The 15,466-nt window shown below is 33.9% G+C and carries 13 protein-coding genes and 6 pseudogenes; 18 read left to right on the forward strand and 1 reads right to left on the reverse strand.

All coding sequences use genetic code 11. The features are described 5' to 3' along the window. Positions 1–82: 82 nt before the first annotated feature. From J7E52_RS08290 to J7E52_RS27375, 12 genes and pseudogenes are all read left to right on the forward strand, one after another. A complete protein-coding gene (locus J7E52_RS08290) occupies positions 83–514 on the forward strand; it encodes an SMI1/KNR4 family protein (protein ID WP_214745080.1) in 432 nt (143 codons plus the stop codon). A 46-nt stretch (positions 515–560) separates the two neighbouring features. Next, the gene (locus J7E52_RS08295; RefSeq protein WP_214744887.1) at positions 561–1,022 is read left to right on the forward strand and encodes a YrhA family protein; all 462 of its coding nucleotides are present in this window, start codon (positions 561–563) and stop codon (positions 1,020–1,022) included. Positions 1,023–1,626: 604 nt separating this feature from the next. Beyond that, positions 1,627–2,055: an SMI1/KNR4 family protein gene (locus tag J7E52_RS08300; RefSeq protein WP_214744890.1), complete on the forward strand. Its 429-nt coding sequence runs from the start codon at positions 1,627–1,629 to the stop codon at positions 2,053–2,055. Between the two features lie 437 nt (positions 2,056–2,492). Further along, positions 2,493–2,836 (forward strand): annotated as a pseudogene (locus J7E52_RS08305) (tRNA-Val4). Between the two features lie 144 nt (positions 2,837–2,980). Next, entirely contained in the window at positions 2,981–3,406 is a 426-nt protein-coding gene (locus J7E52_RS08310; protein ID WP_214745082.1) for a DUF600 domain-containing protein, read from the forward strand. Positions 3,407–3,565: 159 nt separating this feature from the next. Beyond that, positions 3,566–3,841, forward strand: a complete 276-nt coding sequence (locus J7E52_RS08315; RefSeq protein ID WP_214744892.1) for a hypothetical protein — start codon at positions 3,566–3,568, stop codon at positions 3,839–3,841. After that, positions 3,811–3,957, forward strand: a pseudogene (locus tag J7E52_RS08320) (polymorphic toxin type 15 domain-containing protein); the annotation flags it as partial. The gene J7E52_RS08315 and the pseudogene J7E52_RS08320, both read left to right, overlap by 31 nt. A 13-nt stretch (positions 3,958–3,970) precedes the next feature. Next, complete coding sequence (locus J7E52_RS08325; protein WP_214744895.1) at positions 3,971–4,513, forward strand: T6SS immunity protein Tdi1 domain-containing protein; 543 nt, start codon at positions 3,971–3,973, stop codon at positions 4,511–4,513. A 652-nt stretch (positions 4,514–5,165) separates the two neighbouring features. Continuing rightward, positions 5,166–6,314, forward strand: a complete 1,149-nt coding sequence (locus J7E52_RS08330; protein ID WP_214744897.1) for a suppressor of fused domain protein — start codon at positions 5,166–5,168, stop codon at positions 6,312–6,314. Positions 6,315–6,780: 466 nt separating this feature from the next. Beyond that, positions 6,781–7,237 (forward strand): annotated as a pseudogene (locus tag J7E52_RS08335) (SMI1/KNR4 family protein). A 186-nt stretch (positions 7,238–7,423) separates the two neighbouring features. Continuing rightward, positions 7,424–7,537 (forward strand): annotated as a pseudogene (locus J7E52_RS27370) (hypothetical protein); the annotation flags it as partial. 79 nt (positions 7,538–7,616) lie between these two features. Further along, positions 7,617–7,902, forward strand: a pseudogene (locus J7E52_RS27375) (SDR family NAD(P)-dependent oxidoreductase). Between the two features lie 92 nt (positions 7,903–7,994). On the opposite strand, the gene J7E52_RS08345 reads toward J7E52_RS27375, so the two are convergent. Continuing rightward, positions 7,995–9,116 (reverse strand): type II asparaginase, encoded by a 1,122-nt coding sequence (locus J7E52_RS08345; protein WP_214744899.1) that lies wholly within the window; start codon positions 9,114–9,116, stop codon positions 7,995–7,997. Between the two features lie 381 nt (positions 9,117–9,497). On the opposite strand from J7E52_RS08345, the gene J7E52_RS08350 reads away from it, so the two are divergent. From J7E52_RS08350 to J7E52_RS27380, 6 genes and pseudogenes are all read left to right on the forward strand, one after another. Further along, positions 9,498–11,231: a T7SS effector LXG polymorphic toxin gene (locus J7E52_RS08350; protein WP_214744901.1), complete on the forward strand. Its 1,734-nt coding sequence runs from the start codon at positions 9,498–9,500 to the stop codon at positions 11,229–11,231. Positions 11,232–11,233: 2 nt separating this feature from the next. Further along, positions 11,234–11,578: a tRNA-Val4 gene (locus tag J7E52_RS08355; protein WP_214744903.1), complete on the forward strand. Its 345-nt coding sequence runs from the start codon at positions 11,234–11,236 to the stop codon at positions 11,576–11,578. A 55-nt stretch (positions 11,579–11,633) separates the two neighbouring features. Next, positions 11,634–12,086 (forward strand): SMI1/KNR4 family protein, encoded by a 453-nt coding sequence (locus J7E52_RS08360; RefSeq protein WP_214744905.1) that lies wholly within the window; start codon positions 11,634–11,636, stop codon positions 12,084–12,086. A 262-nt stretch (positions 12,087–12,348) separates the two neighbouring features. Next, positions 12,349–12,851, forward strand: a pseudogene (locus J7E52_RS08365) (ankyrin repeat domain-containing protein). Between the two features lie 943 nt (positions 12,852–13,794). Then, positions 13,795–14,628: an HNH endonuclease gene (locus tag J7E52_RS08370; RefSeq protein WP_214744907.1), complete on the forward strand. Its 834-nt coding sequence runs from the start codon at positions 13,795–13,797 to the stop codon at positions 14,626–14,628. 122 nt (positions 14,629–14,750) lie between these two features. Continuing rightward, positions 14,751–14,879 carry a hypothetical protein gene (locus J7E52_RS27380; protein ID WP_396020259.1) on the forward strand — a complete coding sequence of 43 codons (129 nt, stop codon included), beginning with the start codon at positions 14,751–14,753 and terminating at the stop codon, positions 14,877–14,879. Positions 14,880–15,466 lie beyond the last annotated feature (587 nt).

Here is a 15,466-nt window from a genome sequence, read left to right on the forward strand (position 1 = left end):
CAAATTTCCTGATGAACATCAGACAGGCATTCATGGTAAAGGATCTCCATCAAATAAATTGTTTCCAAGGAGGTAATTGATGGTGGCTAAATTTGATTATATTAAAAATAGTAATCATAAGTTTTTTCCATTAAAAGAAAAAGACCTTATTAAAGCGGAGAAAAGACTCGGATTTAAATTCCCTCCTGAACTAAGGGAGTTTTACTTAGAAGTTGGTTATGGTTTTTTAAAAGGCAATAATGAGAATTCAATTAGTAGATTAATGGATCCTGATACTATTGCAGATATTACACTAAGGGAAGGGATCTTTGAGTATGACCCTGACTTAGAGGGGATATATGAAGAAGCAGACAAACTTGTTTTTTATGAAGTAAACGAGGGTGTATATTTAACACTTGATTTAAATGATACTCAAAAGACCTCTGTACACTTCTTTGACAATAAAATAGTTGATTCATTAGAGAATTTTATAAAAAAAGTTGATGAAGACAATGAATACTTTTTTAATATTTGAGGATGATGTTTACCCTTCAAAACGGCTTTAAAGAAAGGAAGAGTAGATGCCCCAGTGGAAAGAATTATTGATAGAAGTAGAAAAAATTGAAATTAAATATGATAGTTCACTTAGGAATCCTGTATCAAATTTAGAAATTATTAAAATGAAACAAACCATTCAGAAGAGACTAGGAAACATTATTATTCCTGAGTCGTATATTGACTTTCTAAAGAATGTAAATGGATTAGACTTTAATGGATTAGTAATCTATGGTGTTGATGAAACGCTACTTGATAACGAAGTAGATGAAGAGGTTCAGGGGTTTATTGAAACAAACGAGCTTTGGTATGAAAATGATTGGCAAAAGCAATACATATTTTTGGGGGATTCTGATACTGCATGGTATTGTTATGATTTAAACGAGGGAGTATATGTAGAACTTGATAAACCCTCAGGAACTTTAATTCAGTTCTTTGATAGTTTCGATTCTATGTTGAGTGATGCACTTGAAGCAAGCCTTCTGTAATTCTATACGTCGAAAGTATTATAATGAAAGGTCGCATAATACTAGGAATAGGTGACATGACATGTTTACCGAAAGTAAGGCAAATGCGATTAACTAAAGAGATGAACAGCTTATTGTTTTAACAGGGCTCTAGTTAAGAATAAAATATTTCTATTGTAGTTATACATTTTATTAACATGCTACTTATTGTTAAGCTAAAAAACATAAACGAAAAGCACTTGATTGTCTAATATAGGCAACAAGTGTTTTTTTTGCTATTAAACCAAAACCATTCACAACAAAAAGGCCGATATCTCTTTATCATTTAAAAAGGCACTAGTTGTAACGGGGGGGAGGGGGCAACTTTTTGTAAGGATGTAATGGGGGTCTTTTTTCATTACTGATGTTATGATTTCTAGTTGATGCTTCTAATAATGGTCCAATCTGATCCTCCAATAATTGATATCAGGAAACTGCCAGAAGGGTATACATAGCATCATCATCAAGATGGAAAAACGATGAGGCTAGTAGATGAAGATATTCATAGAAAATTTTAGACATATTGTGGTCAATAAAAAAGTTAATGGAAAAATAAGTAATATTAGAGGAGTGCGAATATGACAAAATGAGTAGCAAAAATCCAAAAATTTCTTTACAAGATATAACAGAATTTGAACAGGAGTACGATGTTACGCTACCTAAACAATATGTTGATTTCCTACTAGAATACAATGGAGGATATCCTCAAGAATCTAACTTCAGAATATCTGATGATGAAGGAGAAAGTTTAGTTAATAAGTTTTATGGAATTGGGGATATGAAGAGTAATTTAGCTAAAGTTTTTGAGATTTTAGAAGGAGAAATACCAGAAGATTTTGTTTCAATTGCTAATGACCCAGGTGGAAATGAGATTTTATTAGGGGTTAGTGGAGAGTATCAGGGAAAGGTATATTTTTGGATTCATGATATAGAACCAGAGGAAGAAATGGGCAATACGTTTATCCTTGCAGATAGTTTTGCTGAGTTCTTAAATAACCTATATGACTCTGAATAATGATACTCATAGAACGCTACATTTATCCATTTTAAGCAATCCTAGATTTTTTGTATAAGTTATAAATACGAAAGATAGCTAGGTGAAATGTCATTTTAAGCTTACGAAGTATCATTACAAGGGACAAGGTATAAAATTACGAAAATAAACAATCTCGTTGGTTTAAAGATAAGCTTTTGTAATGAATTACTTTAACAATAAAGCACTTGATTATCTTTTAGGCAACAGGTGTTTTTGTTTCTTATGAGATATTTATACTTTGGACGATTTGAATGATGCTTGACTAAAATTCAAAGCCAATGAAGGTTGTATCATGTACCACCATGGAATAATGATTTTATGCTTTGTATTAAAGTAGAAATGTACTTGAGTAAAAATGGATCAATAGCAACGGCATATCCATTATATATAAATGATCTAAAAAGGGATCAAAGCGTTTGAAATATTCATTTGAATTTAAAAGAAACCCATTAGGATATCTAAGAATAATCCTACCACAAGAAATTAACCTTTTCTCAGACTTCATTGAAGATATTGTATTTGAAACAGAAGTGGATGAGTATATTGATATTGTTGAGAAAGTAATGGAAGGTGAATACAATAATTTGAAATAGAAGGGAATGCTACCAGTGTCTTGATAAAAAAAGATACAACGGTTCTTCACCATTTTTATATCTTCGACAAGCCAAATGAGAACGAAATGGAAACTAAACAATTTAAAGAACTTATGCTAATATGGAGAAATAAAATTCCAGAAAGATACAAAGAACCAGAGGGTTAAATTTTATAGATATAGATATAGCACTGAGATAACCAACCGTACAATATGATATAGCGGAAAGTGTGATGAAGTAAATATATTGAATTAGGAGTGGATTAAGTGGGTAAAGTATTTGAGGATTACTTTAGTGAATTGCAAGCAGATATGGTTTCGATATGTTTAGAGTATGTTTTTGAAAGAGCTAATAAAATATATATATATTGTTCACATGAAGAAGGCCTTGTCTCTAATGACTTTTTTTATAATATCAATGGTAAGATTGTAGAGAGACATAAACTCAACGATGCATTAGTCAATGAAGAGGGTAATGCAAACTTTTCTTATGATATATCAGTAGATCGACAAAAAGCAGTTGTAAAAATAATAAATCAAAATATTAAAGAATTGATTAAATTATGCAGAAAATATGATCGTGAAATGCCAACAGAAATTAAGATTGTTTATGATGTACAAGCAAATAAACTGGCGGCAGATTATAAATATGATCTTGTACATACAAATGATTCTAATAAAACTGCAAGTTCTATCGCTAGGATATGGTTTGAACAAATCAAGAATGAAAATAATTAATATAAAAAAAGACCAAACCAATTAGCTGAAAAACCTTGATTGAGTGTTCGTCACTCAGCCAAGGTTTTCTTTTTGACCTATATAACCGATTCCTTACATATTAGAACGTCCTAAAATCGAAAGTGAAACATTAAAACACAAGCTAACAATTTACTCCTCATGTATTCGCGGGCACATTGGGTATCCTATGCCCTCGGAAAAGTCGTCACATCATTAGTAGGGACAAAAGGCGCAGGTGCTGTAGCGAAAACTGGGGCAGCCACTATAAAAGCGGTTGCAGTAAAAGGCGTTACGAAAGCAAAAGAACTGGCCACTATCCCTAACCTATTGCCATATAATCCTAAAAACCAACTGTCGTTGGCAGGTGGAGTACCTTATAATGTGGTTAATGGTGCGGGGTTAGAATGGGAGATAAGAAAATTAATTCTTCTATAGGTAGTCAATGGCGATATAGAATTGATATTGTAGATGAACAAATTAATGGATTAGCAAAGAACATGACACAAGAACAACGGAAAAATACGTATTTAAATGTAAAATTAACAAATTAGAGGAGGAGTTTGAATGGATAAGTATTTAACGGATTTTAAGTTACATAATAAAGTTTCGAATGAAATTATCGAAAAATATAAACATGTAGTTCCAGAAGAAATGGTGAATTTATGGAAAGGCTATGGTTTTGGAACGTTTATGCAAGGGTATTTTAAAAGTGTAAATCCAGAAGAATTTCAAGAAGTTTTAGAAGATAGTAGTGAAAGGTATAAAAATTCAATAGTATTGTTTGCTACTGGCATGGGGGATTTGGTTATTTGGTCAGATGGATATGTTAGATTACTTAATTACAGGTACGGTAAGGTAAAGACTATTATGTTTACATTTGAGTTTTTCTTCCAAAATATTGCTGACTTAGAATTCAGAGATGAATATTTATCTTGGCAACCTTATCCAGAAGCAATAAAACAATATAATGAGTTGGAGTATGATGAATGTTTTGGTTATACACCGTTATTAGGTCTGGGTGGAGCAGAAAAAGTAGAGAACTTAAAAAAGGTTAAATTAAAAGAACATATCCTCATTATTACTGAATTTATGGGACCAGTTCAATAGTAAAGTAAAGCATGTGCAGATAATTGAAAAGCAAAGCATATGAGAAGTGGACAGAAAAAGAAAAGGTCATTTTGAAGAATTGACTTTATGATGGTTTACCATCATAAGCTTTTGTTTGTACTCCCATCTCTTGACACAATAGAATAATACATACGAGTTTAGGCGAGATGACATTTTATTGTGTGGTGGGTACAAAGACATGGAATGTATAATAACCTAACGAATGCACACAAGCTGTACGGTTTAAAGTTATTACTTGTCATGATACACAAAAGGTGTCATACTGTTTTTACGACGTAATGAGATGCACAAACTTAGAACTAAACGTAAAAACTTAAAAAATACATGAACTTAAAGCACTTGATTGTCACTTATGGCAACGAGTGCTTTTTTGTATTTTAGCGTAGAAATAAGCTGGTACACGTATAATTGGACCTCGATTGATAAAGTCAGACAAGGTTTTTTTATAACTTATATAGAGTTGTAAAGTTGCCCGAAAGGAAGTAACGACACAATTTACATGGGATTGAAGCACTTAGGAATGTTGTTGATAATATTAAAAAAGTAAGAGATGCTGATGGAGACAGAGAAGATATGGTGGAAATGCTTGATAAACTTGGTGATATTGCGAAAAGGAGGAAATAGTTAAAGGATGGATAATAAACAAGTTGCAAAAGAAATTCGTTCGGCTATAAAAAAAGGCAATATTGAAAAAGTAGTTGAATTAATCGGCTCTAATGCTGAACATTTAAATATGATGACTCCTTTTGGTACGTGGCTTCATGTCGCAGCTTCTAGAGGGGAGTTAAATATAGTTAAAAAACTAATAGAACTTGGTTCAAATATTAATGTGCTAGGTGGAGTATACGGTGGTGGAGCATTGAACGAAGCTGCTTCTGCAGGGCATATTGATATAGTAAGCTATTTATTATCTTGTAGAGCTGATATGGACGTAAGTGAACCAGAAAGAAACCCATTGTTTGGTGCAATTAGTAATGGGCATGTTGATATTGCAAAACTATTAATTGAAAGTGGCATAGATACGGAAGTTAAATATAGTGGTGAATCTAAGAAAGATATGGACGCATTAACTTTTGCAAGGGAACAAGGGCAAGAAGAAATCGTTAAGTTGTTAGAAAATCAAAAAGGATGGTCTACTACTGTAACTGAAACAAACGATAATGATCAAGACCATCATAATGTGATTTTAGAATATGTGGCTAAATACTTTGGCCCTATCAAAAATACTATAAGTGAAACTGTTCCTGGTAGTAGAGTGTCGGTCAATATTCACATAATTCCTCCAGCAATAAATAAAGATTATGTAACTCTCGTAACTACAGGTATGAGTGATCAACCTATGGACTATTCAGACAAAGAAAGTGTTTTTAAATATGCAGAGTTATTACTAAAATTGCCTTCAAGTTGGATAATTGATAATGAAAATATGAATGATCAAATCCATTATTGGCCTCTTGGGTGGCTAAGGAAAGTGGCTCATATTCCACATATTTATGATGGATGGCTTGAAGAAGGGGTTATTCTTCCGAATGGAGAACCCCCACAGCCATTTGCATCAAATACAAAGTTATCATGCATGATGGTATGTCGTCCCAAAGAATCCGAGATGGATAACGTTCATACTAAACAGGGGAACGTACACATTTATACACTCGTTCCTATTTATGAAGAAGAAAGAAATCTTGCATTGGAAAAAGGTCATGAGTATCTACTTAAAAGAATGAGTGAGAAAGGGATCTCAGATGTATTGGACATACATCGGGTAAATGTTGGTATATAGTTTCGGTTGTAGACAGTGAAATGGACAGGGTTTTTCTTAGATAAGTTACATTACTAAGAATATAAGGAAATAAGCATGTGGGTGTTTAACGAAAATGTAAGAAGTATTCTTACAGGAAACAAGCCATAAATTACGAAATTAAACAAGAGCGTTAGGTTACGCATTAGATTTGTCATGAAATACTCATAAAGCTAACAAAAAAGCATTTGATTGTCTTTTGATGACAAGTGCTTTTTTTAAACATTAGAAAGTCAAAAAGCAGTTAAACTTGAATTCTATGAGAATTATGAAATTCAATGAAGGTTGTACATCATGGAGTTTTAGTTTAATACTGGGGTACGTTTAAAATCCAATGAAGTCATCAACTGCCCGATAAATTAGCGGAAAAATTTAATAGATTATTCCCATGTTGTATTCTTAAAACTTGTCCGTGCGTTACGAAACTAAGGATTAGAAGGTGATTTTGGTGAAATATTCAGCTTTACAGGAATTTATTAAGCAGTATGGCGATGATGATGATTTTACAGGTGGAGTAAGTGAAGACAAAGTAAAAGAAACTGAACAAAAATTATAGGTCTCATTACCGGAAAGTTACAAGTGGTTTTTAAGAAATTATGGTTACGGTGGACTTTTTGGAGTGAGAATAATTGGATATGGTTTTACGGGTCCAGCGGTAGTAGATGCTACTAAGGGTCATCAAAAGTATTATGATTTAATAGATGGACTTGTGGTTATAGAAGACATTGATGAATTTGCCTATTGCCTCGATACTAATAAAATGAAAGATGGAGAATGCCCAGTTATTATGTGGGATAATCAGGAAGGCTATGGTCGAACGCTTACTGATAATTTTTTCAGACTATTTAGTCGAACGCCTTGAAGATGCAAAAGAAGATTGGGATGAAGATGAAGAAGATTGGTAAAAGCTGAGGGTAATAGTTATTTATCCTGATCTGCTTTAAAGTAAAAAATGTTTTTATATAAGAAGAAGTGGATAGAGCCTTTCGAAAATCAAAGGGACTATCCATTTTTTTGTTCATTTAGATTTATGCACTTCCACATCCTACAAAAAAAAGAACAAAACAGCTCATATAGGTATAGGTGTGGTTAATTCGATCATGCACCCCATTAAAACCTATATATATATTTCAAAGGCAATATCTGATTCATACGAACGAGATATGGTTAATGGAGATGCCTATTCCCGGGCACACTGGGTATCCTCAAAAGGTTACAAGGTAAACGTAGCATACGAATATTGTAAATGCTGCTGTCAATCAAGTCATCGCTGAACGTGGTACGGTGGATGTTCTAGTAAATAACGCAGGACTGCAATTCATCTCACCAGTGGAAGACTTCCCTGTAGAAAAAAGGTGCCTTGTAAATGGCGTAATTCTAAAAGGAGCATTCTTATTGACCAAACATGCACTGTCAGCCACGCAAAAATAAAGGACGCATCATCAATATTTCGTCTGAACACGGCAGAATCCTGGATACATACAAATCCTCCTATTGTGCCGCAAAATTTGGCCAAATTGGCTTTACGAAAGTAATCGCAAAATTAATAATTCAACCAAGGGATGGTTAAAAATAAATAAAAGCATACGTTGATGATTTATACCATCGTATGCTTTAAATTTCATTCACTTTTAGTTAATCAAGGAATTCTAATTTTAATTATTAATATTCGTTAAAAAATTGCTGAATTTCTTTTGGATCATCTGTTTTTGTTAATGCAAGCATCGTCAAAATGCGTGCCTTTTGAGGATTAAGTGAGTCCGCTGTAACAAAATTATTTTCATCGTCAATCTTTTCTCTCGTAACAATACCATTTCCTACACGGCTAGAGCGAGTAATAATCACGCCTTTTTTGACAGCGTCTTTAGCACCCTCAAAAGCAGTATCAGAAGTTAAACCGTTTCCTTCACCTGCTATTATGATCCCTTTAGCTCCTGCTTTCACAGATGCATCGTAAAAATATCTACTATCATTTTGATAGCTATAAATAATGTCCACTTGAGGAAGTTTATCTAGTTTTGATACATCAAACACCGATTTGGTTGTATGTTTACGAGTGGGTTCATTGTAGAAAAATATTTTATCACCTGAGATTGATCCTAAATAGCCTTGTTCCTCAGATTGGAATGTATCTGTCATGGTTGTATTGGTTTTTGTTATATAACGTGCAGAACCTATCCGGTCATTTAATGAGATTAAAACACCTTTGTTCTTAGCATCCTTACTAGCAGCAATTTTTACAGCATTATATAAGTTTAAAGGTCCATCTGCACTAATAGCTGTAGCCGGTCTCATTGATCCAACAACCACGACAGGTTTGTTGCTTTTTACGACCAGATTCAGAAAGTAAGCAGTTTCTTCTAAGGTATCTGTTCCATGCGTTACGACAATTCCATCAACGTCTTTAGATTTTAATAACTCATTAATTCGTTTTGCCAACTTTAATAAAGTTTTATTATCCATATTGTTACTGCCAATATTGGCGATTTGTTCACCACTCACATTTGCTACTTGTTTTAGTTCAGGAACAGCTTTAATTAGTGTTTCAACACCAAGTGCACCTGCTTGATAACCAGTTGTGTCAGTATTGGACGTAGCAGAACCTGCAATCGTTCCACCAGTAGCTAAAATTTTCACATTGTTTAACTTGGGATTTGTTGAAGTTGCTTCTACTTTCTCTTCTTTTGGCTTACTATTTGCTGAGCTATGGATAGTGGTGATAGATCCAGAAAATAATAGTGTAACTGATAGAAACGTGATTCCTAGATATTTTCTAATGTTCATTTCTAGTTAGCTCCTTCTTTATTAAATTATGTATAATATATGAAAATACTATCATATTTAGATATTACTTACAATATATTATATGTTAGATTATCTTACATGATTTTGTTCTGTTGGAAAAAACTTACTAACCTGCACAACAGAAGAACTTGCATTGATGTTCAGTATCGCTGGATATCATTACAGCGTCTCAAAGTTTTTAGGCGTATGTTAAAGTTGATTTCGTTTAGTAAAAAGTCCCTTCAATTCTTGAATAAATATAGAAACTCTTCTAAAATATATTTAGTCCATAATTTTACAGTGAATAAAAATATTACATAAAAAAGAAATTTGATAATCTCTAAAACTTTAAAAGAAAAGTAGTTGAAAGGACTTTCCATAATGTCTATGATTTACGAATCTCAAACACTAGTTTCTGCCATGCAAACGCGTGTCGGACAATATAAGGACCTGAAAGAACAGCTCGCGGAATTAAAAAAAGGATTAGAGAGTATCGTTAATTTGGATGATGAGCTGCAGGGTCAAGGCGCAGAGGCCATTAAAGGGTTTTACAAAGCACAGATCGATGTCGTGGATTCTTGGCTGCGCCTGATCAATCGGCATGTTGCTTTTTTAAGTGGAATTCAAGGAGATACAATCGAAGCGAACCTGAGTGAAACCGTAGTTACGGTCCCTTTTTTAGAGGAAGAGCTGGAAAGCGCCAGCCGAAATTCCAAGGAAATGGTAACAGCCCAAAAAAATGATTTGAAAAAAATATTGGCTGGAATTGATGATATCATTCAATTAGAACCCTTTTCCGATGATGCGTTCTTTGAGAATATGGAGAAAGCTGAAAGGAAACGGAACCAAACGATAGACAAAGTAAAAGAGATTGATCATAAGTGGACGGCTGAATATGCCAAATCCGAAGCGGACCAAGCGGCAGTGACGGCACTCATGGAGCAATTGAAAGTATCCAGTACAAGGGGAGGAGTAGTATCCCCTCTCTATTTTAATGCAACAGCTTATAAAAATAGTGAAGCCTATAAAAACCTAGAAGTTAGGAAAAAAGAAACCGCGCAATACCTGAAGGTTAAGAAAGAGGAAGCAGAGAATCGCCGGATCAAAGAATTGAAGGCACAACTCGATCAAGTCACAGATCCGGAGGAGTTCCTCAAAATCGCCAAGCAAATCGGGTACGAAAACTTAGGGCCCACCCAACAGCAATATGTCATGCAGCTAGAAGCGGCTAAGCAAACCGCAGACATTGCAAAAGGAATCGGCGTAGGCCTGTATGATGTAGGTAAAGACTTCGTGACAGGAGTTTGGGACTTTGTCACAGATCCTGGGGAAACGGTTGAAGGCGTGGCAAATTCAATCATGCACCCGATAAAAACCTATAAATATATTTCCAAGTCCATCTCGGACTCATATGAACGGGATATGGTTAATGGCGATGCCTATTCGCGGGCTCACTGGGTAACTTATGCCCTTGGAACAGTCGTCACATCATTGGTCGGAACAAAAGGCGCAGGAGCTGTAACGAAGACTGGGGTAGCGACAACAAAAGCCGCTGCAGTAAAAGGCGTTACGAAGGCAAAAGAACTAGTCTCTATCCCTAACCTATTGCCATACAATCCAAAAAACCAACTGTCGTTGGCAGGAGGAGTACCTTATAATGTGGTTAATGGTGTTGGGTTGAAGGAACAGTTAATTTCGATGGCGAAAGTTGAGTCTGAGGTTAGTGGAGATGGTGGGAAAAAGTTTACTATAGATACTATGAGACATGTTTATCATGGAGAGATAAATCGACGTGGGAAGGCTGTTGGGTATCATCACGAGAGTATGATGGGTGGTAAAATAGTTCCAGGAACAGAAACAATGCCTGATAGAAATGGAGTATATAGAGCTACGATCGAAATTAATGGAGTTAGAAAAAATGTAGATTCAAGTTTTTTTCCAAAAGAATGGGATCGTGTTCAGGTATTAAAATCTATTGAAGAGGCTTTTAATAATAAAAGGCAAATAGGTAGAAATAAATATTCAACTTTAACTTCTTCAGGAATTACAATAGAAATGTATCTAAAACCAGACGGTTCAATTGCAACTGCCTATCCAATTTATGAAGGAGGTTGATTATGAAATATTCATACGAGTTTTATAGAGATCATTTAGAAATGCTTAGAATAAAATTACCAGGTGAGATAGAATTATTCGCTGATTTTATTGAAGACATTTCTACTGAGCAAAAAGCAGATGAGTATATTACAAAGGTTGAAAATGTTTTAAATGGTTTATACCAGGATTTTGAGATTCAACTCAACGCCACAAGTGTGTTAATAAAAAAAGATATGACAGTATTGGAACATCTTTTTACATTTGAAGAGCCTTATGAAAATGAAATGGAGACAGAGCAATTTAAAGAACTCATGTTAATTTGGAAAGATAAAATTCCAGAAAGATTCAAGAAAAATGAGAATTGAATTTATGCTTCTAATTTGATTATTCCCTTAGTGTATCTTCCAGACGGTGATTTTGGTGAAATATGCAACTTTACAGGAATTTATAAAGCAGTATGGCGAAGATGCTGATTTTACAGGTGGAGTAAGTGAAGACAAAGTTAAAGAAACAGAAAATAAATTACAAGTCCCACTTCCGGAGAGCTACAAATGGTTTTTAAAAAACTATGGCTCAGGGGGAAGTTTTGGTATTGATATAATTGGTTATGACTTTGTAGGTCCATCAGTAGTAACTGCTACCAAAGATCATCAAAAGTATTATGGTTTAATCGATGGAATTGTGGTTATAGAAGATATTGATGAATTTGCCTATTGCCTCGATACTAATAAAATGAAAAATGGAGAATGTCCAGTTATAATGTGGGATAATCAAGAAGGCTATGGTCGAAAGCTTGCTGATAATTTTGTAGACTATTGTATTGACCGCCTTGAATTGGCAAAAGAAGAATGGGATGAAGATGAAGAAGATTAGTAAAATCTGAGGGTAATAGTTATTTATCTTGCTTTGTTATAAAGTATGAAAAGTTTTTATATAAGAAGAAGTGGATAGTGCCTTTCGAAGATCAAAGGGACTATCCATTTTTTTATTTAGTTTTATTTTGGCACCCAATGCTGTATTAGGACAACATAGTCTTGATAGTTTAGAGAAAGTATTGAATCGGTTAAGGACTGTTGAAGCTCTTGAAGATTTAGGAGACCTAGTTCAAGATAGTAGAAATACAGGAGGTAATGTTATGGATGAAAAAAGTCTAAATAAAACTATAAGAAATGCTATTAAGCTTGGTGATATTAATGAAGTAAAGCGTTTAATAGGCGATAATCCAGAATCTTTACATACAATGACACCATTTGGTACGTGGTTACATGTTGCAGCAAAGAAAGGACATTTTGGAATAGTAGAATATCTGATTCATAAAGGAATTGATGTCAATACAAAAGGGGATATATTTGATGCTTCTCCTTTAAGAGTGGCTGCAGGAGCGGGGCATTTGGAGATAGTTAAGTATTTAATAGAGAGAGGCGCAGAATTAGATGTGACCTTAGCAAAAAGAAATCCATTATTTGGAGCAATTTATGGTATAAAGAAGTAGTTGAGTTTCTAGTTGAAAAAGGAATAGATATTTCAATTAGATATACAGGAGAGAGTATTAAAAATATGGATGCATATGAATATGCTAGAGAATTTGGGCAAACAGAAATTGCTGAATATTTGAAGCAGAAGATGATGTACTCATAGCCCATTACGTTAGTACCATTAAGGAATTTTGTTTAATACTTGTATAGGGGAGGGAAAAGACACAGTTAGGCTACAAACTAACTGATAGCGTCTACAAAAGCGTCTGCAGTAAAAGGGGCTAAAAAAGCTAAAGAATTAGCCTCTATCCCTAATCTAATGCCATACAATCCAAAAAACCAACTGTTATTGGCAGGGGAAGTACCTTATAATACGGTTAATAGTATTGGATTAAAGGAACAGTTAATTTCAATGGAGATAGTGGAGTCAGAAATTATTGGTAAGTGTATTAATTTACAGGGGTAAAGTTTACAAGAGCCCAACTTGCAGCTGATCCTAAAAACTTCACCTATCCCAGAACGCTGGGAGAAAAAAGAGGGGAATGTTGAAATAGATGAAAATGAATCAGGATGAGTAAGTGGGTAGAGCAACGATTTTCATCCTTGCTAAAGTGACTTTGATTGAAGAAAGTTGTAGATCTTTATCGCTCGGGTAATTCGGTCAAAGAATTGGCGGAACCATATCCAAGACCATCATATAAAGCAATGCGTACAATAATGCCTGTACTCTAATTCACTTTTTTCTTCAGTAAAAATTACCCTTTATATGTCTGGTTTTTTAATGCTGTGATTCGATCTACTGCGAAATTAACTTTTATTTTATGGATTTAAGGGTTCATTCGATTGAATATAGAGGCTTTAAAAACACACTATTTTAAGATAGTCTTCTTGAATTCATTATTATATTTTTATCTGTAATCTTACGTTCCAAGATGGACACATCCCCACAAAAACCATTGTAAGGACTTAACTAAAATGTTTCCATTAAACTATACTTACTCCAACTTTCAACTGAAAATCGAGTTTAGAAGGATTTAAGTCAAAACATAGGTTAACCTTATAATTTATAATTATCAAAATAACATTATAATCGCATAGGAGAAAACATGGCAGAGAGAAGAGGAATAAGTGATTTAAACGCATTAGAAATACTAGGTGGGTATAAGAGAAGTGAAAAAATTAATAGAATTGTTTTCTACTACATAGAAAATAATGAAAAGGTAATCATTAAATATTCTAAGTTATCTGACGATGGGATATCATATTGGTTTGGTGTAACTCCAAATGCAATAAAATTATATAAATCAATGAATATATCACATATTGTATTAATTTTAGGTTACGAAGGAATAGCAAAAGTACCAATTGAAATCTTGTATAACTATGTCCTAAATGCAAACGTTACTTCCAATAAAGAGAATGGACAGATAAAACGTTACCATATTCACATTAGATTTACTAGTGAGCTAGTTTTATACAATTCAGTAGAAGAATTTAAATTGGATAATTACTATTTTTATGATGAAGAAGTTATAGATAGCGAGTTAAACCATAAAAGCAAAGACGAAATACTAAATGAAGTTAGGGAGTTTACAGACTATAAACAACAATACGAAGAGAGCGAAAAAAGGACTAAAAGGAGAAAAGAAAGTAAAGCCCAAAAACAGCGAATAGCAATATTAGAAAATCACACCTGTCAGGTTTGTGGTTTTAAAGAGGGGTATTTTAATACAAAAAATAAAAAGCTGTGGATAATAGAGGTTGACCATATTATTGAAAAGTCAAAAGGAGGAGGAGAAACAGTTGATAACCTTTGGGTTTTATGTCCTAACTGCCATGCGAAAAAAACAAGAGGGATAATAACCATTGACTCATCAAAACGAGTAGTTAAAGAAAAAGGAAACATAATAAGCATTAGGGATAATCATTTAGGTTGGTAGGTTTTATTATGAGACAGTAACTTAAGCTTTAGTGTAAGGTGATAAAATGACGAAGGAGGTAATAGCTATGGCACGTACAAGTATTTATCCTATTATGGTTAACTTTTTTATAGATATAGTAGATGGGAAAGGAGGTCATCCATTTGGACATCAAAACCTGTCCTGTATGTGACTTTACCTACGTATCAACTCTTAAAGAAGATACTATAAAACACCGTTCCCATCACAATCGATTTCTTTATATCCATTAAAAATATGGCCCCGATGTATACCGGAAGACCCGCCTTCGCAATATAGAATATGAAGCATTACGAATGTTAGATAATGACCCTTATCAGGCTGGTGAAATACTAACCCGTGTTGAACTGAAAATATGTTTGGCGAACTAAGGATTATCTTTCCTACGAGAAATTCCTACAACAAAAAGTGCCAGGAGAAATCTCAGACCAATACGTAGCCGGTGCCATTCTTTTTTATCGGGAAGAGCGGCGCTTATTTTTGAACCTGATGAATAAATGCCATAGATAAAGCAAAAAGCGAATCTATTGGTTCGCTTTTTACATTTATAAATTTAAAAATCTTAGTTAACATAGGTGAAAGGCTCTGCTAATCTTTTTTTACTGTTATAAAATGGAAGGTTTGAGAAACCTGCTTTTGTTTTATATACCTAGTTCAAATTTGTAGTCAATTAAAAATCGGCTTTGCGTAGAGTATATTACCCGCTCCTGTATTTCTTCTATGATTGTCAAATAACAAAAAAGAGGCAGTGAACTATTTCTAACTGCCTGAGCGTTCGAGTTTTTTAAGTATACCTAAATGAATTAGCATCATGCGGTAA

Origin of the sequence: Bacillus sp. ISL-34 (genome assembly GCF_018613325.1) — a bacterium.
In the GTDB taxonomy this organism is placed as follows: domain Bacteria; phylum Bacillota; class Bacilli; order Bacillales; family DSM-1321; genus Peribacillus.

Coding starts and splice junctions, on each gene's coding strand:
- J7E52_RS08350 (WP_214744901.1), top strand. CDS start 9,498: ATGTCTATGATTTACGAATCTCAAACACTAGTTTCTGCCATGCAAACG.
- J7E52_RS08300 (WP_214744890.1), top strand. CDS start 1,627: ATGAGTAGCAAAAATCCAAAAATTTCTTTACAAGATATAACAGAATTT.
- J7E52_RS08355 (WP_214744903.1), top strand. CDS start 11,234: ATGAAATATTCATACGAGTTTTATAGAGATCATTTAGAAATGCTTAGA.
- J7E52_RS08295 (WP_214744887.1), top strand. CDS start 561: ATGCCCCAGTGGAAAGAATTATTGATAGAAGTAGAAAAAATTGAAATT.
- J7E52_RS08315 (WP_214744892.1), top strand. CDS start 3,566: ATGTATTCGCGGGCACATTGGGTATCCTATGCCCTCGGAAAAGTCGTC.
- J7E52_RS08345 (WP_214744899.1), bottom strand. CDS start 9,116: ATGAACATTAGAAAATATCTAGGAATCACGTTTCTATCAGTTACACTA.
- J7E52_RS08310 (WP_214745082.1), top strand. CDS start 2,981: ATGGTTTCGATATGTTTAGAGTATGTTTTTGAAAGAGCTAATAAAATA.
- J7E52_RS08330 (WP_214744897.1), top strand. CDS start 5,166: ATGGATAATAAACAAGTTGCAAAAGAAATTCGTTCGGCTATAAAAAAA.
- J7E52_RS27380 (WP_396020259.1), top strand. CDS start 14,751: ATGGGAAAGGAGGTCATCCATTTGGACATCAAAACCTGTCCTGTATGT.
- J7E52_RS08325 (WP_214744895.1), top strand. CDS start 3,971: ATGGATAAGTATTTAACGGATTTTAAGTTACATAATAAAGTTTCGAAT.
- J7E52_RS08370 (WP_214744907.1), top strand. CDS start 13,795: ATGGCAGAGAGAAGAGGAATAAGTGATTTAAACGCATTAGAAATACTA.